Genomic DNA, 25,176 nt, shown 5'->3' on the forward strand with positions numbered 1-25,176 from the left:
CCCGACGTGTAGAGGATGAACAGCGGATGCTCCGCACCCACCGGCACCGGCGCGCAGGTGTCGCTCTCGGCCTGCGAGAGTTCGTGCATCCAGTAGTCGCGGCCTTCGTGCCACGTCACCTTGCCGCCCGTGCGCTGGTACACGATCACGCTGTGCACCGCTTCGCAGCCGCCCATGGCGAGTGCTTCGTCGGCGATGTTCTTCAGCGGCAGCGCCTTGCCGCCGCGCATCTGCTCGTCGGCGGTGATGAGCGCGACCGCGCCCACGTCGACCACGCGCTCGTTGAGCGACTTCGACGAGAAGCCGCCGAACACCACCGAATGCGTCGCACCGATGCGTGCGCATGCCTGCATCGCAACCACGCCTTCGACCGACATCGGCATGTAGATCACGACGCGGTCGCCCTTCTTCACGCCGCGCTTTTTGAGCGCGTTCGCAAAGCGCGACACACGTCCGAGCAGATCGCGGTACGTGACGTCGGTAACGGTGCCGTCGTCGGCTTCGAAGTGGATCGCGACGCGCTCGCCAAGGCCCGCTTCGACGTGACGGTCGAGGCTGTTGTACGAAGCGTTGAGCTCGCCGTCCTCGAACCACGTGTAGAACGGCGCGTTCGATTCGTCGAGCACCTTCGAGAAGGGCTTCTGCCAGCTCAGGGTTTCGCGTGCGAGACGCGCCCAGAAGCCCTCGTAATCGCGCTCGGCTTCCGCGCACAGTGCGTTGTAGGCGTCCATACCGGACACCGTCGCATTCGCCACCATTTGCGCGGATGGCGCGAAAACGCGGTCCTCGTGAAGAACTGATTCAATCGTAGACATCTTCTCTCCCTGTCTCCTTCACTGCATATTCCGACCGTTTCGCGGCCTGAACATCGTGAAACTGTTTAGAAAAATCTCCATTGATTCGGCGGCTTGAAGTGACCCCGACAACTGACAGCACGAACCGTGCCAAAGCCTGAAAGCGCCTGATTCCAAGGGAAAGGAGCGAAGACGCGCTCCCCCACTGCCCTAATACGATGCACCCTGATCATTTTCTGAACAGTTGCGCGCCATACCCGTGGTTTCGATAGCCGTTGCGCTAATTGATTTTGCAAATCGCGTATGCCGTGTGCTTGTTTGGCCCGGTACTTGCTTCATGGATTGAAAACAGTCTGGCAAACACCCGGCCACATTCCCCGGAGGAGACAATGCGCGATGACGTTCATCAGGCGGCCACGGCAGGCGGCACGCCGGCTAACTGGCCACCAGCGGAAATCCAGAAGGCCCATGAGCGATCCGAGACTTTCGGCCTGCGGGTGAGCATACGACCCGACTACGACGTCCTTTCGAGCGCGGCGCTCGAACTCAAGCGCGAGCAGAACCACATGTTGTGCATGCAAGCAATGCCAGTGATGGAGACGCTGCACGAACAGATCGCCAACACGCACAGCATGATCGTGCTCACCGACGCACAAGGCCTGATCCTGCACTCGATCGGCGACGACGACTTTCTTCCCCGCGCCGCAAAGGTCGCACTGTTCGCCGGTGCGAACTGGGCTGAAGACCAGCAGGGCACCAACGCGATCGGCACGGCGCTCGCCGAATTGCGCCCGATGGTTGTCCACGGCGATCAGCATTACCTCGCCGCGAATCACTTCATGACCTGTTCGAGCGTGCCGATCCTCGATCCGCACGGCGACGTGGCCGGCGTGCTCGACGTAACCGGCGACCACCGCAGTTATCACCAGCACACGATGGCGCTCGCCAGGATGTCCGTGCAGATGATCGAGAACCATCTGTTTACGGCGACCTTTCGGGAAGCCCTGCGCGTGTCGTTCCACGGACGGCCCGAGTTCCTCGGTACGTTGATGGAGGGGATCGTCGCGTTCACGGCCGATGGCCGGTTCCTGTCCGCGAACCGCAGTGCGCAGTTCCAGCTCGGCATGCCGCTGGCCGCGTTGCGCGCCCACACGCTGCCGTCGCTGTTCGACGTGACGTGCGCGCAACTGATCGAACGCATGCGCACCAGCGCCGACCAGCATCTGATGCTGAACCTCGGCAATAGCGCGGTGGTGTGCGCACGCGTGCAGTTCCGGCGCGCCACACACATGCCCAACAGCCGACCACCCGAGGTTCACGACGCGGCTAATCCATCCGCACGCACGACCGGCGCTCAGGCCTCGGGCGTGGCGGCAGGATTATCGCGGCTTAAATATCTCGATACCGGGGACCCGCAGGTCGCGTCGGTGATCACCAAGGTGCGCAAGGTCATCGACAAGGACATCCCGATCTTGATCACCGGTGAAACCGGCACGGGCAAGGAACTGCTCGCGCAGGCCATCCACAATGATTCGTCGCGGCGTGACGGGCCGTTCACGGCAGTCAATTGCGCGTCGATCCCTGAATCGCTGATCGAATCCGAACTGTTCGGCTATGAAGAAGGCGCGTTCACCGGCGCGCGACGCAAGGGAGCCATCGGCAAATTGCTGCAGGCCGACGGCGGCACGCTCTTTCTCGACGAAATCGGCGACATGCCGCATCCGCTGCAGGCGCGGCTGCTGCGCGTGCTGCAGGAGCGGGTCGTCAATCCGCTCGGCTCGACGAAGGCCATTCCCGTGAACCTCTCGATCATCTGCGCGACGCACCGCGACTTGCGCGACATGATCGCTCAGAACCGTTTCCGCGAGGACCTTTATTACCGGCTCAACGGCCTCACGGTGCGGCTGCCACCCTTGCGCGACCGTACCGACCTGGCCATCGTCGTCCAGAAGATGCTGCAGTACGAGTCACACGGAAACGCATACGAGAACGCGCACGAGAGCGCGCACCAACCGCCACTGAGCATCGAGCCCGAGGTGATGGCGCTATTCGAAAGCTGTGCCTGGCCGGGCAATTTCCGGCAGCTTTGCAACCTGCTGCGCACGGCCGCGGCCATGGTCGACGAAGACGGTGTAATCCGGCGCGAACATCTGCCCGACGATTTCTTCGACAACGTCAGTTGCCGCAATCCACCGGCGCAGTGCGACACGCCGCTTACGTCGCTCACGTCGCCCACGTCGCTCACGTCAGGCACGCCGCCCAATGCGGATGTCCTGGCCGCGACTAACACACGCTTGCAGGACGTCGCGACGGCAGCTATCGCCTCCGCGCTCACTCACCATGGCGGCAACGTATCCGCGGCGGCGCGCGCGCTCGGCGTATCGCGCACCACTATCTACCGGCGAATGCCGTCAGTCGAGCCGACCGATGACTGACGCATCGATCAGCGGCCAGCCACTGCGCGCATCTGTCACATTTGGCGCTCTAATTCACAACAGGTGTTCAATAAATGAACACCTGTTGTGGTCGATATATCCCTCTTTCGTATGTAGATTTCCCTCATTTCGCGGCGATGCCGCCAGAGACGGTCAGCGAATGTGATTTCGAAGCGGCATCGCTTTGGATAATGAGGATTCGAGCCATACAATCTAAATCAGCGATCCGAAATATAAACATGTCCGCAATTGCGCCATAACTGTCCATCCCGACGCAGCACCTGAACCAAAATGCAACACATGCCTGTTGCCCGATCGCGATCCGGGTTCGCAGGTAACGCTTCCAGATCAGTGTTCTTTAATCATGGTACGCATATTGCTTTAGATGCCTGCGCGGCACTCACGTTGTTCTACTCCAAACAATGAACCGGAGATACCAATTGAATCCCTTCGATCTGAAACAGCTTGGCATCGATATCGAATACCCCTATCGCAACCGGTACGAGAACTACATCGGCGGCAAATGGGTCGCACCGATCAGCCAGGAATATTTCGAGAACATCTCGCCAATCAATGGCCGCGTGTTCTGTGAGATCCCGCGCTCGAACGCGGCCGATGTCGACGCCGCTCTCGATGCCGCGCACGCCGCCCGCCGCAAGTGGGCCAAGACGTCGGTCGCCAATCGCGCGAACCTGCTGCTCGCAGCCGCCGACAAGATGGAACAGAATCTGAAGCTTCTGGCCGTGGCGGAGACCATCGACAATGGCAAGCCGCTGCGCGAGACGATGGCTGCCGACCTGCCGCTCGCCGTCGATCACTTCCGCTACTTCGCGGGCTGCATCCGCGCGCAGGAAGGCGGTATTTCGGAAATTGACGACAACACCGTCGCGTACCACTTCCACGAGCCGATCGGCGTGGTCGGTCAGATCATCCCCTGGAATTTCCCGCTGCTGATGGCAGCCTGGAAACTCGCGCCGGCACTCGCGGCAGGTTGTTGCGTCGTGATGAAGCCCGCCGAGCAGACACCGGCATCGATTCTGGTCCTGATGGAATTGATCGGCGATCTGTTCCCGCCGGGCGTGATCAATATCGTGAACGGTTTTGGCAAGGAAGCGGGCGAAGCACTGGCCACCAGCACGCGTATCTCCAAGATCGCGTTCACGGGTTCGACGCCGATCGGCAAGCGCATTCTGCGCGCGGCAGCCGATAACCTGATTCCCTCGACTGTCGAACTGGGCGGCAAGAGCCCGAATATCTTCTTCGCCGATGTGCTCGACCATGACGACGCGTACCTCGACAAGGCACTGGAAGGCCTTGCGATGTTCGCCCTGAATCAGGGTGAAGTCTGCACCTGCCCGTCGCGTATCCTGATTCAGGAATCGATCTACGAGCAATTCATCGAACGCGCGGTAGCACGCGTCGAACGCATCAAGGCCGGCAATCCGCTCGACATGCAGACGATGATCGGTGCGCAGGCATCAAAGCAACAGCTCGACAAGATCCTGTCGTATATCGATATCGGACGCAACGAAGGCGCGCAATGCCTGACCGGCGGCGGACAGGCCACGCTCTCATCCGATCTGGACGCAGGCTTCTATGTCAAGCCGACGATGCTGCTCGGCAACAACAAGATGCGTGTGTTCCAGGAGGAAATTTTCGGCCCGGTCGCATCGGTGATGACGTTCAAGAACGAAGAAGAAGCCATCGCGATCGCGAACGACACCTTCTTCGGACTGGGTGCGGGCGTCTGGTCGCGCGACGGCTCACGCGCCTATCGCATGGGCCGCGAGATCGAAGCCGGGCGCGTGTGGACCAATTGCTATCACCTGTATCCCGCGCACGCGGCGTTCGGTGGCTACAAGCAATCCGGCATTGGGCGCGAGACGCACAAGATGGCGCTGTCGAACTATCAGCATACGAAGTGTCTGCTGGTGAGTTACGAAGCCGACGCACTCGGTTTCTTCTGATTCCGGTGGTCTGGTAGAACGATGGCCCCATAGGGGCCATCGTTCACTCCCGTTGTGCCTATAATAAAAATCATGCGCCTCCTCCAAAGCTATCCTGTCTGGCTGCACATCAGGCGCCGCGTGGGCCTCATGCTTACCTTCGGCACAACGCTTGCGGGTGTCCCGCACCTCGTCCTGGCACAGAGCGCACCATCCACCGCGGCTGGCGACGACACGGCCGCAAAGCAACTCGCGCCCATCGTCGTGATCGGCACGACACCGCTGCTCGGCATTGGCACGCCGCTCACGCAGGTTCCCGCGAACGTGCAAACGGTACGCGCGCGCGACATCGAACAGCAACACCGCGCAACCCTTTCCGACTACTTCGAGAAAAACCTCCAGAGCGTCGATATCAACGAGGCTCAGGGCAACGCGTGGCAAACCGACGTGAACTATCGCGGCTTCACGGCATCGCCGCTGCTCGGCACGCCACAAGGGCTTTCGGTGTTCCTCGACGGCGTGCGCGTGAACGAACCGTTCGGCGACGTCGTCAACTGGGATCTGATTCCGCTCGCCGCCATCGACACGATCCAGCTGATTCCCGGCTCGAACCCGACCTACGGTTTCAATACGCTGGGTGGCGCGCTCGCATTGGCGACGAAGAATGGCCGCAATCATCCCGGCGGCAGCGCCGAAATCAGCGGCGGTTCGTGGGGACGAAAAACCGCGCAAGTCGAACAGGGCGGCACGATTGGCTCGAACCTCGACTACTACGTGACCGGCAACGTCGCGAACGATAACGGCTGGGCCGACCACAATGCGAGCAAGGTGCGCCAGGGCTTCGGCAAACTGCGTTACACGGACGCCGATACGACGCTCTCGCTCTCGGCAGGCGGCGCCGACAACACGCTCCAGGGCTCGCAGACAATTCCGCGCTCGTTCCTCGACAATCCGCGTCAGGCCTACACCTACCCGGACCAGAACCAGAACAGCGCCGCATGGGTCACCCTCTCGGGCGATCATTACTTCAGCGACAACGTCGAATTGAGCGGCAATATCTACTATCGCCACTACGACAACAGGAATACCAGCAGCAACAACAACAACGATTTCGATCCGACCGATCCCAACTCGCCGGAAGGCACCAACGCGCTTTCCGACGTGACAACCGACAGCTACGGTTCGAGCCTGCAATTGACGCTGCTCGGCAAGCTGCTCGGCATGAAAAACGATCTGGTGCTCGGTGCAAGCGCCGACCTCGCGAATTCGCAATATCTGCAATCCGTACAGGACGCCACCTTCACCGCAACACGCGCGGCGGTCGGCGTCGGCGACTTTCTGTTGCAGACCAACGCGAAGACGCATAGCGCCAACTACGGTTTCTACTTCAGCGACACGCTGTCACTCACGCAGCAACTCTCGGCCACGGTATCGGGTCGCTACGACTGGGCACGCGCCGACATCGGCGATGAAAGCGGCCAGCAGCCCGCGCTCGATGGACGTCACACGTTCTCGCGCTTCAACCCCGCCGTCGGTCTGAACTGGAACCCGTCGACAGCGCTCACGGTATATGCGACCTACAACGAAGGCATGCGCTCGCCCACGGTGATCGAGCTCGCCTGCGCGGACCCGAATGCGCCCTGCTCGCTGCCGAACGATTTCCTCGCCGATCCGGATCTGCGCCCCGTGATCGCAAAGACGTTCGAGATCGGCGCGCGCGGGCGGATCGGCTCGGCCACCACATGGAATGCAGCGGCCTGGCGCACGACGCTCTCCGACGACATTCAATTCATCAGCAGCGGTGCGACCAGCCAGGGTTACTTCCAGAATGTCGGCAAAACGCGCCGCCAGGGCTTCGAGGCGGGTGCACGCACGCGCATCGGGCCGGTCGGCATCGGCGCGAACTATAGCTATGTCGATGCAACTTATCAGTCGACTTTCGTTTCAAGCAGCCGGAACAATTCGAGCGCCGATGCGAACGGCAACATCGTCGTGCGACCCGGCGACCGTATTCCGGGCATTCCGGCCAATTCGGTGAAGTTGAGGCTCGATTACACGCCGGTTTCGCAGGTCAATTTCGGTGCGAATCTCACCTGGCGCGGCAGCATCTTTGCGCGCGGCGACGAAGACAACCAGGATGCGAATGGCAAGATCGCCAGCTATTTCCTGATCGATCTCGACGCGACGTGGAATGTGACGAAGCAGTTGCAGATCTTCGCAACCGTGACGAACCTGCTCGACCGGCAATACGCGAGTTTTGGCGTATTGGGAGAAAACTTCTTCAACGGGCCGGGTCACTCGTTCGATCCGGCGAACCCCGTGAGCGAACAGTTCGTCGGCGTGGGCGCACCGCGCGGCGTGTGGGCGGGGCTGCGCTATGCCTGGAAGTAATGCCGCGCAATTCGTGTCGATGAAATACCCGGCGCACGACGTCGTCGTGGTGTTCGTCGCCGTCCTCGCGCTCCATGCCGCACTCGCGTTGTGGCTGATGCGCGCGCAAACGGTGCGCGTGGTGCCGCTCGAAGCACCACGCACGATCGTCGCGCGCCTGCTGCCCGCGCCGCCCGCCGTCGCAGCACCTGCGCCGCAGCGCGCAATCGTTCCGGCACGCACACCGGCAGTCGAACCCAACCGCTCGCAGCCGCGGCCACAGCCACAGCCACACCCGTTGCCGAAAGCAAATCGCAATAACACCGCGCCGTTGCAACCGCAACCGGCGCAGCGCATCGAAACAACACCACAGCGCGAAGCGAATATTGCGCCGCCACCGTCAACCGCACCCGCCACGTCGAAACCGGCCACGCCGCCAGCAGCGCCAGCAGCACAGCCGGCTTCGCCGCCGCAGGAAATACGCACCCCGAAACCGGTTTCGCATATCGATTGCAGCATCGCGCAACCCGATTACCCCGAAGCGGCGCGCCGACGTGGCGAAACCGGCACGGCACTCGTGCGCTTTGTCGTGGACACGGATGGGCACATTCAACACGCGCAATTAAAGCGTAGCAGCGGCTCACCGCGCCTCGACGAAGCCGCGCTCGGCGCGTTGCAGGGCAGCACATGTCACCCGTATCTCGAAGCGGGCGTGCCCATACCGGTAACGTTCGAGCAGCCCTTCACATTCGGGCTCGATAACTGATCCGATCGAAAGAACCCGCCGCAGCGGCGGTCATGGAGAACGCGTTATGCAACATTACGGACTTGAAAACGTCTGGTCGCAAGGCGATATCGTCACGCGCTCGATCCTCATCGTGCTATTTACGATGTCGGTGCTCTCCTGGGTCGTGATCGTCGTGAAGCTCGTGCGCATCGTCCGGCTCGCACGCTACGTCGATCGTGCCGTTACGCCGTTCTGGCATGCGGGCTCATTCGAAGCCGGCCTACAAGGCCTGGACATCGCCGGAATGCCTCTGCAGCACAATCCGTTACTTGCCCTCGCGCACGCGGGCAAGACTGCCGCGGCGCATCATCGCGATGCCGATCCGCAGATACACCTGCGCATCGACGCTTCGGAGTGGATCACACGCTGCCTCAAAGACACGCTCGACGAGTGGATCGCACGCCTGCAAGGCGGTCTTGCGATGCTCGCGTCCATCGGCAGCACCGCGCCGTTCGTGGGTCTCTTCGGCACCGTCTGGGGGATTTATCACGCTCTCGTCGCGATCGGCGCGAGCGGGACGGCCGCGCTCGACCATGTAGCGGGCCCGGTCGGCGAGTCGCTGATCATGACCGCGTTCGGGCTCTTCGTCGCGATCCCGGCCGTGCTCGGCTATAACGCGCTGACACGCGCCAATCGCGCCGTCGTACGCAAGCTCAACCGTTTCGCGCACGATCTGCATGCCTATCTCGTGGCGGACATGCGGCCTGCCTCGCGTGGCGCTACGGCGGCACGCGCGCAGCGCGTCGACGACAATAACGGAGCACTCGAATGGCAATGAACGCACCTTTCAGCGACGACGCCGACGACGATGCGCTGATGAACGAGATCAACATGACGCCGCTCGTCGACGTCATGCTCGTACTGTTGATCGTGTTTATGGTGACGATACCCGCGATGCAGCATGCGCTGAAGATCGAATTGCCGCGCGTCGTCAGTCAACCCGAGGCAACGGCGGCGCAGCATGTGGACGTGGGCATCGCGGCGGATGGATCGATCTTCTGGAATGGCACGCGTATCGAAAACGGCACGCTTGCCGCGCGACTGAGCGCGGCAGCTGCGGCGAGCCCGCGCCCCGAGCTGCGCCTTCATGCGGACCGTGCCGTGCGCTATGAGCGCGTCGCGGACGTGATGTCTCAAGCGCAAGCGGCAGGCATGACACAAATCGGTTTCGTGACCGATCCGCAGGGACGGCCGTGAGCCGTCCCATTTGATGCTTCGTCTTTCTGTTCAGATACCGATCAGAAGTGGTGCATGATGCCGACGTTCGCAAGGACCGTCTTCGCACCCGCTGCCGTACCGCCCGATACGATAGACGTTTTGAGTCCTTCGAGCGGATCGGCTGTTCCGACTACGCCGGCGTCGACATAGGCGACCTGCGCATACAACGTGGTGCGTTTCGACAGCGAGTAATTGTCACTCAACACCAGTGATCGTGTGATGCTTCTGTGCGCGCCGCTATAGGTGTTGTAATAGCCCGCCAGCGTCAGCGTATTGGCGAAATTCCACCGGTAATCGATGCCGGGGCTGATGGAGCGCACGTTCGAAATGTCCGATCCAAAGACCGAGCGATCGATCACGCCGAGATAGTTGAGCTTGCCCGTAAGCGGACCGTACGACATCGCCACACCGAAATTCCACAGGCGGCTGACGTTTTCCCCCGTCACACTGTCGGCAATCGACTGATACGCCGCCGATGCGGTAAACGGGCCGGTATAAGTCGCGCCCAACGACAGTTCGCTTCCGTTCTTGAGGGTGCCGGGTACGCCGCCGAACGACCAGGCGGTGCCCACCCAGACCGGGCCCAACGTATTCGAATACTGCACGGCGTTGCCGATGAACACGCCAACGTCGTTGCTGGGATTGGTGCCCGCGCCTTCAGCGTTGTTCGGCGCAGGCAACTGGTTGTATGCCCACGTATAAAGGTTCGACAGGTTCTCGGCAAAACCTCTCGGCTCGGTCGCAATGGCGGCCAGCAGCGACGGGCTATACATCCGTCCGAGTGTGACCGTGCCCCAGTTGGTGCTGAGTCCGACATTGGCCTGGCGCCGGAATATCTCCGACGTGAATCCAGGACCGCTGGTCATCGTGCCGTTATTGCTGCTGAAATGCCCTTCGAGATTGAAGATGGTCTTCATGCCGCCACCGAGGTCCTCAACCCCTCTAAGACCCCAGATGCTCGGGGCGATGCCGCCGGTCGCGAGTTGAACCTGACTGCCCGATCCCGTTGCCGCACGGTTCTGATACAGCACACCGGCATCGATCGTACCGTACAAGGTCACAGACGATTGCGCCGACGCCACACCCGACGCTCCACCCAGCACCGCCACCAAGAAGGTCTTTCGAAAATGTCGTTTTTTCATCGTGTCTCTAGTTATTCGAGTGATTTCGTTTCACTTCGTTTGATTTCCCACCATCCCCTCCAGTCAGGATATGGGATCGCGCACTTCAAGATCTCCTATACGCGCCTCCTCGAACACATTGATTGTTATATTGATTGACAAAGTCAAATATCAGCGAGCTACAGTCAATATCCGCAGCTACATTCGATCAGACGCGCTTCGCGTAGACGTTGCACCAGCCTTCCGCGGACACATTCTTGCCGGGAAACATCGGGCAAGCCCCCGATGCCTCGTTCGACGCTCCCTTGAAGAAGCGGCAGTTGGCACACTTCAGGCCGGCCTGGTATTTGGGGGTGTGAGCGGCATCGACCGTGCTTGCCTGGGCGTGGTAACCCAGTCCCTTGGCAGCCGCGTCGTTTTCATCGACGAGCGGCGTATCCGCTTTCGCACCTTGCGCAATGGCGAGCGACGCGCATACGCCGATCGATTGGATCATGAACACTCGTCTTGCTTTTGAAATCATTTTCGCAATCCTCAATAAACAGATTTTAAATTCAATCCCTGGACGGCCGATCTTCAGTTATTTGCGCGGGCCGGCGTTGAGCGGTGCCGAGGAGTCGTTCGCGATGTCTGCTGTCAGGTGACCCTTACCGGCGTCGTAGCCGTTCTGGTAGAGCAGGAACGCCATCAGGTCGGCATAATCCGCGTCCTTCATCTGGCCTGGATGATCGGCGGGCATGTTGTTGGACATGTACTGGAAAATACCGCTGACCGTGATATGAGAATGCTCGGCCGGAGCGAATGCCGGGCCGCTCAACGCGGGACCGACGTTGCCCTCCAGCTTGTCGCCGTGGCATTTCGCACAGGAACTGGTATAAAGCGCCTGTCCATGCGCCACCTGCTCCTTGTCGAACGACGGCACCCCGGCGCTGGCCGTACTGTCCGCCACCTTGATAAAGCCGCCGCCGAAGGGTGAGCCGGAAGAAACCGTATAGCCTGCGAGGCGAATTCCACCGGCTGCGGGCCGCGCATGGACCGGCCGGCTGACTGCCGCCGCATGCATGTTGTCGGGCAGCGCCCAGTCACGCGTGAGCCTGGCCAGTGCGCCGCTCTCGCGCAATTTCGTCAGCGCCGCGTCGATACGTTGCCGCAGGTCGTCGTCGCCCGAGTTGAGCGCGAACACGAGGGTCCAGCCCGAATACTCCGACGTCACCGATGTCACGTCGAAGCGCTGATGCGGATGCGCGTGCTCATAAGCCACGACCGCCGGATACCAGACGATGGCGCGTTGAGCACGCTTCGTCGCAACCGCGTTGACGGTTTGCTCCGAGGTATTCTCCAGATCGTAGTGTGCATATCGCTGCTGGACTGCGATCAGTTGGGACGGACTGGAATAAGTTGCGGCAATCGTTTCATGTTCCGGCGTCGCGGCGCCCGCGCCGTGCGGCGCAATGCTCACATAGCCAGAGTGCAGATACGGTTGCGAGTACAACATGGATGTTCCGCGCTGGTCGGCGTTCGACGACACCGGGAACCCGGCGACCACGTCGCAATCGTGCGCCAGCGATTTCACGAGCTCATGCGTCGAAACGCCATCGTCGTCACCGTCCTTGATGCCCTTTTCGCTGATCGTCGCTGCGATACCGGCAACGCGAAAAACTTCGCGCGCCACGGACGTGTCCAGCGCTGCCGTGGGGTTGCCAGGAAACATGCAAACCCGAACAGTCCGCGCCGCGGCGATTGACGGCATGCTTGCCGCCCCTGCAGCGATCAGGGTGGCAAAAATCAGGGAGGTCGATCGAATATTCTTCATGATGCGTTCCGATTGAGGCAGGCAAGCCGTGCCCTGCGTGCAGCAGGGCACGGATAAAACAAGACCAAAAACTCGACTAAACGTTACTAAACTTCACTAAATGCGACCAGGCGCGGGGATCAGTTCTGGCCGAGCGCGAACACGTACAGCGTGCCGCCGCGCGGAACATCCTTGGCAATGTCGGCCATCGGACCACCCCAGATCGGATTGGCGCCGCCGTAACCGGCCACCACCGCGACATATTCCTTGCCGTCGACTGCGAACACCGAAGGCTGAGCGATGACGCCGCTTGCGAGTTGCGGGCTCGTCCAGAGGATCTTGCCGGTGGCGGTATCGAACGCGTACAGGTGACCGTCGAGCGAACCGCTGAACGACAGACCGGTCGACGTCGTCGCTACGCCGCCATTCCAGGGCATCTTGGTCCAGTGGCTCCAGAGCTTCTTGCCCGTATTCACGTCGATGGCCTGCAGTTCGCCGAAGCCTTCGCTACCCGGTTCAGGCTTGATCTCGAAGCCTTCGCCCAGGAACGGCAGCCCTTCCATGTAGCTGACCCGTTTGCCGGACAAGCTCATGCAGGCATGCAGGGTCGGCACCACGGCGATATGGCGAACCGGGTCGTACGACATCGACCACCAGTTCTTGCCGCCGAGGAAGCTCGGGCAGGTATCGATCGTCGTGCCCGCCTTCGGATACTTGCTTGCGTCCGCAATCGGGCGGCCATCGGCCGTGTAGCCGGTGACCGAGGTCGCCTTGACGAACGGCTTGGCGTAAATCAGCTTGCCGGTGTCGCGATCGAGGGCAATGAAGAAGCCGTTGCGGTCGGCGTGGATGATCGCGTTGTGATCCTTGCCTTCATAGTTGATCTTGGCGAGGATCGGCGTGTTCACGCCGTCGTAGTCCCACGTGTCGTTCTGCGTGTACTGGTAATGCCACTTCAGATCGCCGTTGGCCGGATTGAGCGCGAGCAGCGAATCCGAATACAGGTTGTCGCCCGGGCGCAGCGCCGCCAGCCACGGTCCGGGGTTACCCACGCCCCAATACAACGTCTTCGATTTCGGATCGAACGTACCCGTCAGCCATGCGGCACCGCCGCCGTGCTCCTGCATGCCGTCGGGCCACGTTTCGCTGCCCTTCTCGCCCTTGCCCGGGATCGTGTACCGCTTCCACTGGATCGAACCGTCCTTCGGGCTCAGCGCCGCGATATAGCCGCGAATCCCATACTCGCCACCCGACGTGCCCACGAGAATCGAATCGTTCAGCGCGAGCGGCGCCAGCGAGAACGCGTAGCCGAGGCCCGGATCGAACATCTGCTTCTTCCACACCAGATCGCCGGTTTTCGCGTCGAGCGCAGCCACTTCGCCGCTCAGCATCGCGACATAGACGTTCTTGCCGTACAGGGCGACACCGCGATTGACCACGTCACAGCAGGCCGTCTTGAACGACTCGGCGCCCAGCTTCGGTTCGTAGTTCCAGAGTTTTTCGCCGGTTTTTGCGTCGAATGCGTAGACGTTGTTCTTCGGCGTGGTAATGAACAGATAATTGCCGTTGACGATCGGTGTCGCTTCGAAGCCCTGCTTCAATTCCTCGGGAAACTTATAGGTCCACGCCGCCTTGAGATCGCCCACATTCGCTGCGGTGATCTGATTGAGGGACGAGTGCGATTGACCGTTGTACGTGCGGTAGTAGGTCAACCAGCCCGGATCGCTCTGCGCGTTTTCCAGCCGCTCGAAGGTCACGTCCTGATAGTCCGAAGCCGCACGGGCCATGCCGCCGGCCAGCATTGCGACCGCGGCGATTCCCATAGCCAACTTCGTCATTCGGTGTGCGTAAACAGCACGTTTTCTCATTTTCGTCTCCAGATTTTGGATTGGCGCGACAGGCAGATAAACCGGACACCCGAGTAGGCACCGATTCAACTGACATCCTTAAAGCACACTCCGTGCCAGAATGCCGCACGTCATACTGGTCAAGCTATCTGAAGATTTTTCGACAGTCACGTCAGGGTTTGCCCGAGCGCCTTGAATGACTGCATCTGTCGCATTTCGTCACACCCCTCGTTTCACATGTCACCAAACAGGACACCGCTGCGTGGAGCACCCGCAAACAGTGCGGTCGCCATGCGCTACGGGAGAGGTAATGGGCAGTGGTCCGGTAATACCCCAGTCGGGAGCCGGGTGGTCAGGTTGGCCTTGGTCGAAAACGGAAGATAAGAAATCGAAAACGCGGCTGACCAGTGTTTATCGAATTGGTACGCAATACCTCCGTTAAACACGGGGGACCATTCGCTATCGACATGCGCGCCGGTTGGCAGCCGCGCTGTTGCGCCACCGGTCAACTGCGTACTCAGTGCCTGCTGAAAAGCGGCCGACACGTGAGCATTGGTGATAGCGAAATTTCATTGCTCGTTGTCTCCGTCTTTATTTTGGAAAAACATGATTGATTCGATTCCGGTGCGAGCTTTCACCGGAGCGCACGGGCGTCCGTCACGAAACTTCGTGCATTGCCCGGCGAAGAATTTTCCCGACCGCGGTTTTCGGAAGTTCGTCGACAAACCGGATGATTTTTGGCACCTTGTAAGCGGCTAGCCTGGAACGGCAGTGGGCGATTAGCGTCTCCTCATCCACCCCCTCCTCCTTGGCCTGGACAACGAACAGCTTGACCGCCTCACCTGTCTTTTCGTCCGGCACGGCGACGCACGCGCATTCCCTGACACCGGGAAGTGCCGTGATAACCGCTTCCACTTCGTTCGGGTAAACGTTGAAACCGGAGACGATCACCATGTCCTTCTTGCGATCCACAATCGCCAGAAAGCCCTTATCGTTAAAGACACCGATATCGCCCGTGCGGAAGTAGCCATCCGGCGTGAAGGCCTGTTTATTCGCCTCAGGCGCGTTCCAGTAGCCGCGCATCACCTGAGGCCCTCTTACGCAGATTTCACCGGCTGTCCCGATACCGGCTTCGCAGCCGTTCTCGTCGAGCAGCTTGACATCGGTGGAAGGAACCGGCAGACCCGCCGTGCCGCCGAAATCGTTGATGGACTGCGGATTGAACGAAACGATGGGAGAGGTTTCCGAAAGGCCATAGCCTTCCCGAATGAAATTTCCCGTCGCTTTTTCCCACTGCGCCGACACGGCCTCGAACATCGCGGACCCACCGCCGCCGGACAATCGAAGGCGCGACCAGTCCACCTCTTTCAGGCGCGGGTGATTGACGAGTCCCGCGTAAAGCGTGTTGACACCAAAGAAGACGGTTGGTCTCGCGGTCTCAAGAATGTCGATGAGCGTATCGATCTTCCGCGGATTGGCCACGAGCCAGTTTTCCGCGCCGATCACGAAATACGACAGGAAGTTCGCCATGAAGGCAAAGACGTGATACATGGGAAGCGCCGTGACCACAACCTCCCTGCCCGGTCTTTGCGCGTCCGGCAGAAAAGCACGGAACTGCAGAATATTCGCAACCAGGTTGCGATGTGACAGCGCGGCGCCTTTCGATAACCCCGTTGTGCCCCCCGTGTATTGCAGCAAAAGCAGATCGTCACCGCTTGGGTAGACCGGCTCGTAGACGAGTTGCTGGCCTTTGGCGAGAGCCGTCATGAACGTGATCGCTTTGCCGCGCAACACCGGATGTCCGGCGCATGGATCCGACGCTTCGCCTGGCTCATCGGGCGCCACCGAAATGACGGTGTGAATCCGCGTGCAGTCGATGACGTCCGCCAGTGTTCCCATCGACTCACTGCAGACGACGATCACATCGGCGCCCGCGTCGTTGAGCTGGTGTTCGAGCTCCGGCGCCGTATAAAGCGGATTGACATTGACCTCAATGGCGCCGATCTTCGTGGCGGCGATGAAGGTGACGGGAAATTCCAGTACGTTGGGCAGCATCACCGCCACGCGATCGCCTTTGCGAACGCCGGCAGCTTTCTGCAGAAATGCCGCCAGGGAAGCGGATAAAAGATCGACGTCCGCATAGGATAACGTGCGATCTTCGACCCGAAACGCAGGCTTGTCGGCGAATCCGGTCATCGCCTCATTCAGCATGACATTCAGCGAGCGGAAACCATCGGGTTCAATATCTGAAGGGATCGATCCATAGGAATCGATCCAGTGTCTCGTAGTCATTTAGTATCCGAAAAATACAAGGACGAACGCGGCACTCGCATGCAGGCATTACCCGCATTTGAGCCCGGCCGCGCACAGGCAATGGCGTGTCCAGTACCGCGTATATGAACGGTTGTTCTCTGCGACTATGGCGTGCGATACACGCTTTGGAAATGACGGAGACGGCCATTAAAATTGGCCACGAGCCGTGTACACGACGTTGTCGGATTGTCGTAATCTCGACACTCGCCAAATAAATAGTCTCGGAGAGATTTTTGCTCCGCCCCCAACACGCTTTCGTTGAACAAGCGAATCGAACCGCTCTCCCGGCTTGAGTCATGAAAGAAGATTGCGCACCGGATCCGGTTGGGCCAGGCTGCCCCAATAGCAGAGCATCCAGCCCTGTTCGGCGCGCCACGCTAGGCGAAAAACGTTTCTCGCCCTCAAAGCTTGTGGCCCTGATCGCGGTTGCGTCCAGCGTGGGACTCGATCCGCACGACGTCCTGTGCGGCACCGGGCTTGATCTGGCCGCAATCGCCAATCCCTTTACGCTCACATCGACACAGCAGTTTCTGACCGCAGCACGAAACGCCATTCATCAATACCCCGGTTCCGATCTCGGAATACGGGTCGGCGGGATGCTGCACGCCTCCAGTTACGGCATGTTCGGGTATGCGGCGCTGTGCGCGGAAACGATGGCTCATGCCTTCGACTCGGCGGTCAAATTTCACCGGCTCGCGAATGGTGTCATCGGTATCTGGTGGGACAAGCAGGGCGAGACTGCATCCTGGCACTTCCCGGCTTACAACGAGGTTGTCCTTCCGGAGCCCGGCACGCCGTTGTATTACTCCTTGATCGACATGCAGTTTGCGCTACCCGACGCTGGATTCCGAACATATCCGGGTGGCCGACGACATTCATCTCGCGCACGAAGACTGGCCGTCGGCTCGCTGGTGGACCCGCTATGACGATACGTGCATCAGCAAGCATCACAGCATGCGCTTCAGAACATTGTTCTTCGAGACGAAGTGATGCTTCAGTGCGGCGCCGGCATGTGCCGCCACCAGAGCGGCCAGCGTGTAGCATGCAACCTTGTGCACGGCAAACCACTGCTCGGTGACCGGCCCGGCGGAGAACGGCGTTTTCACGAATACAGTCCAGAACAACCAGTATCCATCAGGCACCATCATGAATCCGCTCAGAAGCACCACGGCGATAAGCGTGTAAATGAGCGAATGAACCAGATGCGCAATCGCGCGCTGCTTTTCTGGAATCGAATCAATCTCCGGCGGCGTCTTGCGAAAGAACGACCACAAATACCGTATCGGAAACAGGACGATCAGGCACGTCGCGAGCGACATGTTGAGCGTCGACACAAAACCCCAGATTTTCTGGTTCGTGATGAAATGAAGCGAGATGCCTGCAGCCATCGTGTAGAGAATGATGGCCGCAAATGCCCAGTGCAGCACGCGGGAAAACCGGTCATATCGGTCGACGTTCGGCGATCGAGGCCGTGTACTTGCCCGCGAAGCGGAAGACATGTTTAAAACATCCTTTTTCTATGGCCGATCCATTGATCGGTATTGCTCAACGATGAAAATTATCTTCACCGCATGAGAGGATGTACAACAACATGAACGCTTTCTAAACGCCCGCGACGCCCTGAAGTGCTAGAGGGCGAGCCGAATCGACGGGTCGCCCTGTGTTGGCTGGAAGTGACAGTCCGCCGTGCCAAGGAGCCGCACGAAAGGACCGTTCAAGGTCAGACTGGATTGAAGGCCTTAATCCGCGACCGAGCAACAAGAACCGTTGCCCGGATTCTCACCGGCAGGCCAAACGCACAGGCAAGCGAGGCAAAGACGAAATAGCTGTCAGCAAGCGTGTCGTATCGGAGAGAGAAGCGGCGAGAGACGCAGCGAAAATGCGCGATACGACCGAAGTCACGCGCCCGGCCCGGTACGGCACGCGTAAAACCGCGTCACTGGTGCGCAGCGCTGCGGCGCGCCACCATGACGGCGCTGAGGCTGGCCAGTTGCTCCCGATCCAGATTCGCTTCGGCGAATGCCAGAACGTCGCGCTCTTCCTTGGCGATGTGGCTGGCGTAAGCGCTGATAAAGTCATCCACCCCGGCACGCTCGAGCAACTGAGCTTTTCCTTCGGCAATGTCGGCAAGCACCGCGCGCAATCGCGCCCATGCAGCCTCCATGGATCGATGCTCGCCAAGCAAGGATGCAATCAGTTCGTCCACTGCCTGGCCCTGGCGTCGACCGACTTCGACCAGCATCGGAAAGAGATCCTGTTCCTCGTCAGCATGGTGATGCGCGCCCGCTACATCGAAATAGCGCATGATGTTTCGGGCTGCCTGCTGCGCCTGCGCATCTGAGCCATGCTCGGGGAGGTACGCCGTGAGCTTGTCGAGCGTCGCGCACTGAGCGGCAATGCGCTCGTGGCACGCCTTCAGCATTTCGATGGGTTCGTCAAAAGTGGGCGCTGGCTTGAACAGGCGGCTATCAGAAGTCATTTTGTACTCGTATCGCTACACGTCTGCCGCCTTGTTATCGGCGCGCCAACGTGTCAGGTAGTACCGGAATTGGCCCGGCCTGCGCTTAACATCTACGAACGATACATCTTTTATGAGATAAGCACAATGCCCACGGGTCGGCGCAAGCATTTTGTCGCACCTCGCGGACGTTCGCTCCTCGCCCACGTACTGCAGGCGGCGACTTCAGAATCGCCGCTGACGCAATCAGCCTCGGCCTCACGAAGATGGCCGAGGCCTGTCCGGATTTACTGATTCGCCCCGATCAGCAACGTGCCGCCTACTGCGCGTTCGCCACTGCCATCGGACGGATGGCCCACAGTCGCTCCGTTCACAACCATGTTGCTCGACCCGCCGCCATCGAGATTGATGGCCGAGGTCGCACCGAGCCATGTCATCACGTCCGACGTTTCCTGAATCGAGGTTCCCAGGCTGACCATCGGTTGCCGCCCGTCGATTTCGACCAGCAGGATCGTGCCGTCTCCGCTGACGCCAATTGCCGTGCGCCCGTTGCGCGCCACAACCCAGCCTTCGTACCAGCGAATGTTGGATGGGTCTACCGAGTCACTACTGACGATTCCGCTCAGGGTCGGCGAGAAACCCTCGGTCCAGGCGTTCTGCAGCGGATTCTCCCCCGAAAGGGTCGGTCCTGCCTCGACGATCGCCATGCCCGGTGCGAGCGCGATCTCGTTACCGTTCGAATAGACGTGCTCCGCCCGGGTGAGCTTCGTGCCGACCGCCGCGTGACGCTCGAGCCATGCCGCGCTCTTGCCCAGGCCTTGCAGTACGTATCCGCCCTTCGGCGCGGGCGAACCGAGCGTCGCATGACTCGCGACGACCGTACCGGCTGCGTCAACCACCAGCTCGTAGGCCGACCCTTTGTAATTCGCGTTGACGAGCGTGTTCGAAGACTCGCCTTGCAGGTAGAGCGCGTCGTACATCACGAGATCGTCGAAGTTGGTGCAGACGTAATCCTGCTGCGGCGTCTTGAGCGGCGCTTGTGCGGGCGTGCCGCAATTGACGACCGTGCCGAGTATGGGACGGTCGACACTTTTCACGTCGATGGCCGAATTCTGCGCGTCGGTCACCGTTATCGACGACGTCAGCTTCGGCAGCACCGTCACCTTCGGATGACCTGCGCCAGTCGTCGTGATCATGACGCCGGGACGACCGCCTGCCGCCGTGCCGACCAGCTTTCCGTCAACCACCGTTGTGCCCACCGGCGATCGCGGCGGCTGCGGCATGCGGAAGGGGTTGATATTCGAGAAGAATCCGGCGTTGATGCCGGCCACGGCGCCGAGCCGTGACACCGCGGCCGACACGGTTTCGCCCGCGCCGCCCAGATTGTCTCCCCCGGGCAATGCAAACGAAAGCCGCGCGGTGGTCTGCGATGGCTTGATCGCCAGCACGTTAATGATCCATGGGCCGGTGGCGCCGTTGCGGGCCAACGCGGTGTTCCGCACGCCCGGCTCGTACTTGTTGGCTGTCGCTTTTGCGATCTGGTTGGCGAACGTGGCCGCTTCGGCTCGGGTGCCGAACTTGTCGACCGACAGGTAGTACCCGAGCACATCGCCCTTGATGTCCGTTCCGGCGGACCGATCGAAGCGCGTGTCGAATCCCAACGCCTTCAACGCCTCGGCATCGTCTTTTGCCGCAGCTTGCGTCGGATAAAAACCCACATTGACGGTCCAGAAGTCGTTCGGACTCAGCGCGCCGCGCTGGATCTGGTAATAAGTGACACCCGCGGTCACTTGCTGGCTTGTAATCGATTGACGGGTCCCCGCAGGGCCGAGCGGTGCTTCCGTAGACGGCATCGTCCAGGTTTCGGGCGCAGTTTGTCCCGGCGACGATATTGTGCTGACTGCGCCATCGCTGCCGCATCCGCCGAGAAACATCGATCCGGCAACGATCAGGACTGCGACACGAATTGAACCATAACGGTGATTGATCACAACGCACTTCCTCACTTCTTTGAAATTGGGAAGACGAGGTTATGGCCTGAACATGAAACTCGTGTGATGAGCACGCAAGCATTCATTGAGCGCCGCTCGATGCCTGGCCGAATTCCTCGATCGTGGCTTTTGAGACGCAGCGTGACCGAGCAAGCGCCGCGTGGTTGCAACAAGCTCCGTGATGGCAACGGTGCCCGCTCAGCGGACGAAGGTCAGCGCAACCGTGTCCGGTCCGGTCGAGCGGCCCAGCAGATTCAGCAAACCCGCCAGATTCTCGCGCTGATCGGGCGTTGCGCTTGCGGTTCCCTCGAACGAAGTCGACGTGCGCGATAGCGTGCCGTGCCCGTTCAGCAGCAGCGCCCCCGTCCGAGTCGATAGATCGAGCGACGACGACGCGCCCTTCGCCTGCACCACGACCTCATACGATCCGAGCGGCTTCACAAGCGATACGCGCGAACTCATGTCGGCGAGCGAGATGGTGAGTCGTCCGAATGCATCCGTGCCAAACGTGCGCCACGGGCCCCACGCGAGCCGCACCCTGCCATCGAAATCGAGCGTGTTGAACAGCGCGCCGAGTCCTGCGAGCAACGAAGCGGGTACGGCAATCGAACCCGGCGTCAAGGTGGCGCCGCGCAGCGTCGCCTCGACGGTCACCGGTTCCGGCATCGCTTCCGTCTGGTGCATCTGCATGCGCACACGCCCCGCGAAAAGCGGCCAGAAAGCGGTCCGCCATTCGACGCGGCCCGGCAGCAGCGTCGCACCATTCGCCTGCGCGCCCGCCGCGAGCATGAGCGTCGCGGATCCGTTCCACAGCGAGCCTGCCGGATCGACCAGGTTCACGTGGCCGTGGCTCATGTGCGCGAACCGCGGTGCAATCCAGGCTGCGGGCAGGCGCGCGAGCAGCACGGCGGCGCTCGACACCGCACCCACCAGCAGCCACGGCAATGCCGCGCGCGCGCGTCGTATCCAGTACGTCATACGTTGATATCTCCTGTCGACCAGAGTTAGCGCTTCAGCGCTTACGCTGGTCCCATGCAAAGCTGTCGACCCGAGTTGGCGCTTCAGCGTTTACTCGGGTCCCATGCAGAGCCCAATTGCGCTCACTGCACGTTCGCCGATTGCAGCAACACGTTGAGATCGACCTGGCCATCCGGCTTCTGCGCCATGACGTGCGCCTCGATCACCTCCACCTTGAATTGCTTGCGTACGTCGTTGAGCCATACCGTAACGGCGGCGAACGCCGCATTTTCGAGCTTCACCTGCGCCGTCGTGCCGATCAGTTGCACCTGCGCGCCCTGGAGGCCGTGCTCGTCCAGCGACGCCGTCATCGCATCCTTGAGCGCCGCACCGGCCGGCGCTACGCCTGCCGCCTTGCCCGCGAGCGAGCGCGATTCTTTGGCCTGCGCCGTCATCTGCGCAAGCTCGCGCTGCAAGCGCGGCATACGCTCATGCAACTGCGCGCGGCCGTCAGCGGCAGGCGCCCACAGCACCGACCAGCCAATCGCCACAGCAAGTACCGCGCCGCCCCACGTCAGCAGCACCTTTTCGCGCGCCGTGCGCGATTCCCAGAAACCAGCCCACGCGCCGCTCAAAACGGTTGCCTTCACGATGCGCTCCTGATCGTCCATTTGTCGTTGCTGCTGTCCGCCGTGCCCGCGAGGCCGTTGCGCGCAAGCCGTCCGGCGAGGCCGGTATCGACATTGACGCCAGGCTGGAACGTCACGTCGAGGCGGCGCTCGCGATAATCGAGTGCGGCAATCGCGTTCGCTGGCACGGGACCGAGCGAGCGTGCGAGACCGTCGGCGAGCGCGAGGAAGTCATCGGGTGAAGGCTCGCCCGCGGCCGTGCGCAACTGCTGCAACCCGCGCGTCATCTGCCCTGCCGGATCGAGTACGACGGTGGTGTTCGGAAATGCGTGAAGGAGCGTTTCGGTCATCTGCACCTCGATGGCGTCGCGCTGGCGCGCGAGCATCAGCCATTGAAGATTGGCGCCGACAATCGCCACCGCGAGCGACGCTGCCACAAGCGCGAGCGGCACGCGCAGGCGGCGCAGCGTCGCGCGGTCGAGGCGCCACGGCTGCGCGGCGAATTCGAACTGGCACAGATCGAAACGGCATGCGAGCGCACGCCGCGCAATCGCTTCGAGCGTGAGCGGTTGCGCGCCGGGCAGTACCGCGGCGGACGATTCGCCCGGCAGATCCGATAACGAATAGAGCGCGACGGGTGCGTCGCCGGCCAGTGCCGCGATCGTGGCGGCCGCACCCTCGGCAGGGACCGCGAAACCTTGCTCCGAGGCGCCGCGCACGACGGCGAGTTCGAGCGCCGCGTCCGGCGCGGACAGCGCTTGTTCGGGCGCATCGCCCGCAAGCAGCGCGGGCGCGGTGGACATGACGGGGCCGAACACGCAGACGATCACCGGCTCAACTGCGGGCTCAACTACCGACTCGACTGTCGGCTCAACTGCGGGCTCGACGGCCGCTTCCGGCGCGTGCGTTTCGGGCAGTGGCAGGCAGCGCGCAACGGGCACGGCGCGCAATGCGCGATGCCCAGCCGCCGAAAAACCCTCGACCAGAAAGCGCAACCAGCCGCGATCGATCGCCGCGACGGTATGCCGTCCATCGGCCATCGACTGCGGATCGAGCGCCAGATGGCAAGTCTGCGGATCCTGGATCAGTTGATCCTCGACGACGTTCGGCAGCGCCTGGCGCAGCCGCGGTCCCTTAAGCGGCGGCACGGCGACCTGCATCATCAGCAGGTCGCGCGCGGCGATCAGCAGCACAGTCGACGACGCGCGCGGCAGCAGCGCGAGCGCCGCACGGCCCGTACGTTGCGTGTTGCCTGCCTTGTCGAGCAGCACGAACGGCAGCTCCGGCAACTGCCATTCCTGCGAGTGCACCGCCGGATCTCGCGGCGGCATCAAAACCATCAGCGTGCTCAATCGCACCTCTCTTCGATATTGGATTGCGTCGGATTCATGGTTCGTCGCCCACGCGCACGATGCGCGTCATATGGGTGAGCGGGTCGCGCCAGACGAGCGTCGTGCGGACCACCTCGGCACGCTCGTGGTCCACGCGCGAATGAACGAGGAAATAGCTCGTGTTGACGTCCCACTGTTTCGTGTCAATCGGCGTTTGCGGTATGCCTGCGCCCTGTAGCGCCAGTTGCACGTCGGCCACATTGCGGAAAAACACGTGCTGGCGTCGCGCGACAAACGCCTGCGCGCTCGACAGATTCATGCCGGGCACAGTCGCCGCGATCACTTCCGCGCTCGCCGTGTTCATGTTCACTGCCGTCGTGGACGGCAGGATCGTCACGAACGGACGCAGTCTCTCGACGGCGTCCGGCGTGAAGCCAGGAACGTCGAGCAGTGCATCGACGCTCGTCATCATGAGCGGCGCGACCGCGCTGTTGCTGTCGGCATCGTCGAGGCCCGGGTTGCGGGTGAACGTCGAGGCACCCGCCGCACCACCGGCACCACCGGCACCACCCGCGCCGCCTTGAAGCGGCTGCGCGGTGGAGGTCACGTCCGTCTGAAAGCGTGTCGCCGAATGCATGAGCCCCGAGCGCACATGCACGGCCGTGTTCTTCGCCAGTTGCCCGTTGATGCCGAGCAGTTGCAGCAGGCGCGCGAACGCCTCGATCTGTGTGAGATTGAGCTGGAGCAGACCGGGCGCGGGACTCGACACGAGGTTGCGCAAATTCAGGCGCGCCTGCGCATCCTCGATCGAACCGGCGAGATACGTGGCAGCGCCTTGCTGCGCACGCACGTCGCCGATCTGGCCAAGAAGATCGGACAGGCGCGTCCTCGCGACCGGCACGGCCCACGCGCCGCCGAGCCAGGTGATGGCCGCCGACGTATCGGCTTGCGAGCGCAGCACGAGCCGCGTCCAGTCGAGCGCGCCGCGCGAGATCCACTGTGCCTGCGCGATGAGCCGCTGATTCTCGATGCGACGCAGCTGCACTTGCTGGCGCCACAGCAGGCCCGCAACGAGGATGGCCGAAAGGGAGACGACCAGCATGGCCGTGATGATCCCGGCGCCGCGCTGCGAGGCGCGGCGCGGCCGCCGCAGGGGATACGTTATATGAAGATTCGGCGTACGCATC

The 25,176-nt window shown here is 61.5% G+C and carries 20 protein-coding genes; 7 read left to right on the forward strand and 13 right to left on the reverse strand.

Going from position 1 to position 25,176, the window contains the following annotated elements; all coding sequences use genetic code 11:
* Positions 1-815: AMP-binding protein (locus ACFPTO_RS00415; RefSeq protein ID WP_377708633.1), on the reverse strand; the 815-nt coding region annotated here is incomplete at its 3' end.
* Between the two features lie 368 nt (positions 816-1,183).
* On the opposite strand from ACFPTO_RS00415, the gene ACFPTO_RS00420 reads away from it, so the two are divergent.
* The 6 genes from ACFPTO_RS00420 to ACFPTO_RS00445 all read left to right on the forward strand — a co-directional run bounded on the left by ACFPTO_RS00420 (position 1,184) and on the right by ACFPTO_RS00445 (position 9,529).
* Positions 1,184-3,229, forward strand: coding sequence for a sigma-54-dependent Fis family transcriptional regulator (locus ACFPTO_RS00420; RefSeq protein WP_377708634.1), 2,046 nt, complete (start codon positions 1,184-1,186; stop codon positions 3,227-3,229).
* Between the two features lie 440 nt (positions 3,230-3,669).
* On the forward strand, positions 3,670-5,196 hold the full coding sequence (exaC, locus tag ACFPTO_RS00425) for an acetaldehyde dehydrogenase ExaC (RefSeq protein WP_377708635.1): 1,527 nt from the start codon (positions 3,670-3,672) through the stop codon (positions 5,194-5,196).
* A gap of 72 nt (positions 5,197-5,268) precedes the next feature.
* Positions 5,269-7,566: a TonB-dependent receptor gene (locus tag ACFPTO_RS00430; RefSeq protein WP_377708636.1), complete on the forward strand. Its 2,298-nt coding sequence runs from the start codon at positions 5,269-5,271 to the stop codon at positions 7,564-7,566.
* A gap of 19 nt (positions 7,567-7,585) precedes the next feature.
* The gene (locus tag ACFPTO_RS00435) at positions 7,586-8,311 is read left to right on the forward strand and encodes an energy transducer TonB (protein ID WP_377708638.1); all 726 of its coding nucleotides are present in this window, start codon (positions 7,586-7,588) and stop codon (positions 8,309-8,311) included.
* Between the two features lie 46 nt (positions 8,312-8,357).
* Positions 8,358-9,110, forward strand: a complete 753-nt coding sequence (locus tag ACFPTO_RS00440; protein ID WP_377708639.1) for a MotA/TolQ/ExbB proton channel family protein — start codon at positions 8,358-8,360, stop codon at positions 9,108-9,110.
* Positions 9,101-9,529 carry an ExbD/TolR family protein gene (locus ACFPTO_RS00445; protein ID WP_377708640.1) on the forward strand — a complete coding sequence of 143 codons (429 nt, stop codon included), beginning with the start codon at positions 9,101-9,103 and terminating at the stop codon, positions 9,527-9,529. The genes ACFPTO_RS00440 and ACFPTO_RS00445 overlap by 10 nt, the downstream gene beginning before the upstream one ends.
* A gap of 41 nt (positions 9,530-9,570) precedes the next feature.
* Here the strand turns inward: ACFPTO_RS00445 and ACFPTO_RS00450 are convergent, their stop codons facing one another.
* The 5 genes from ACFPTO_RS00450 to ACFPTO_RS00470 all read right to left on the reverse strand — a co-directional run bounded on the left by ACFPTO_RS00450 (position 9,571) and on the right by ACFPTO_RS00470 (position 16,602).
* Positions 9,571-10,692 (reverse strand): porin, encoded by a 1,122-nt coding sequence (locus ACFPTO_RS00450; RefSeq protein WP_377708641.1) that lies wholly within the window; start codon positions 10,690-10,692, stop codon positions 9,571-9,573.
* A gap of 187 nt (positions 10,693-10,879) precedes the next feature.
* Positions 10,880-11,194, reverse strand: coding sequence for a high-potential iron-sulfur protein (locus ACFPTO_RS00455; RefSeq protein ID WP_377708642.1), 315 nt, complete (start codon positions 11,192-11,194; stop codon positions 10,880-10,882).
* 57 nt (positions 11,195-11,251) lie between these two features.
* Positions 11,252-12,484: a c-type cytochrome gene (locus ACFPTO_RS00460; RefSeq protein ID WP_377708644.1), complete on the reverse strand. Its 1,233-nt coding sequence runs from the start codon at positions 12,482-12,484 to the stop codon at positions 11,252-11,254.
* 119 nt (positions 12,485-12,603) lie between these two features.
* A complete protein-coding gene (locus ACFPTO_RS00465; protein WP_377708646.1) occupies positions 12,604-14,301 on the reverse strand; it encodes a methanol/ethanol family PQQ-dependent dehydrogenase in 1,698 nt (565 codons plus the stop codon).
* A 666-nt stretch (positions 14,302-14,967) separates the two neighbouring features.
* Positions 14,968-16,602, reverse strand: coding sequence for an AMP-binding protein (locus ACFPTO_RS00470; protein ID WP_377708648.1), 1,635 nt, complete (start codon positions 16,600-16,602; stop codon positions 14,968-14,970).
* A 317-nt stretch (positions 16,603-16,919) separates the two neighbouring features.
* Between ACFPTO_RS00470 and ACFPTO_RS00475 the strand changes: the two genes are divergently transcribed.
* Complete coding sequence (locus ACFPTO_RS00475; protein ID WP_377708649.1) at positions 16,920-17,549, forward strand: AraC family transcriptional regulator ligand-binding domain-containing protein; 630 nt, start codon at positions 16,920-16,922, stop codon at positions 17,547-17,549.
* Positions 17,550-17,570: 21 nt separating this feature from the next.
* Here ACFPTO_RS00475 and ACFPTO_RS00480 read toward each other — a convergent pair whose 3' ends face one another.
* From ACFPTO_RS00480 to gspK, 7 genes are all read right to left on the reverse strand, one after another.
* Complete coding sequence (locus ACFPTO_RS00480) at positions 17,571-18,122, reverse strand: cytochrome b (protein ID WP_377708650.1); 552 nt, start codon at positions 18,120-18,122, stop codon at positions 17,571-17,573.
* Positions 18,123-18,559: 437 nt separating this feature from the next.
* On the reverse strand, positions 18,560-19,045 hold the full coding sequence (locus ACFPTO_RS00485; protein WP_377708652.1) for a hemerythrin domain-containing protein: 486 nt from the start codon (positions 19,043-19,045) through the stop codon (positions 18,560-18,562).
* Positions 19,046-19,368: 323 nt separating this feature from the next.
* Complete coding sequence (locus tag ACFPTO_RS00490; protein ID WP_377708840.1) at positions 19,369-21,015, reverse strand: phosphodiester glycosidase family protein; 1,647 nt, start codon at positions 21,013-21,015, stop codon at positions 19,369-19,371.
* Positions 21,016-21,270: 255 nt separating this feature from the next.
* Complete coding sequence (locus ACFPTO_RS00495) at positions 21,271-22,050, reverse strand: type II secretion system protein N (protein ID WP_377708653.1); 780 nt, start codon at positions 22,048-22,050, stop codon at positions 21,271-21,273.
* A 122-nt stretch (positions 22,051-22,172) separates the two neighbouring features.
* Positions 22,173-22,679 (reverse strand): type II secretion system protein GspM, encoded by a 507-nt coding sequence (gene gspM, locus ACFPTO_RS00500; RefSeq protein WP_377708655.1) that lies wholly within the window; start codon positions 22,677-22,679, stop codon positions 22,173-22,175.
* Positions 22,676-24,010: a type II secretion system protein GspL gene (gspL, locus tag ACFPTO_RS00505; protein WP_377708657.1), complete on the reverse strand. Its 1,335-nt coding sequence runs from the start codon at positions 24,008-24,010 to the stop codon at positions 22,676-22,678. The genes gspM and gspL overlap by 4 nt, the downstream gene beginning before the upstream one ends.
* A gap of 34 nt (positions 24,011-24,044) precedes the next feature.
* The gene (gspK, locus tag ACFPTO_RS00510; RefSeq protein ID WP_377708658.1) at positions 24,045-25,175 is read right to left on the reverse strand and encodes a type II secretion system minor pseudopilin GspK; all 1,131 of its coding nucleotides are present in this window, start codon (positions 25,173-25,175) and stop codon (positions 24,045-24,047) included.
* Position 25,176 lies beyond the last annotated feature (1 nt).

Origin of the sequence: Paraburkholderia denitrificans, from assembly GCF_042655705.1 — a bacterium.
GTDB lineage: Bacteria > Pseudomonadota > Gammaproteobacteria > Burkholderiales > Burkholderiaceae > Paraburkholderia > Paraburkholderia denitrificans.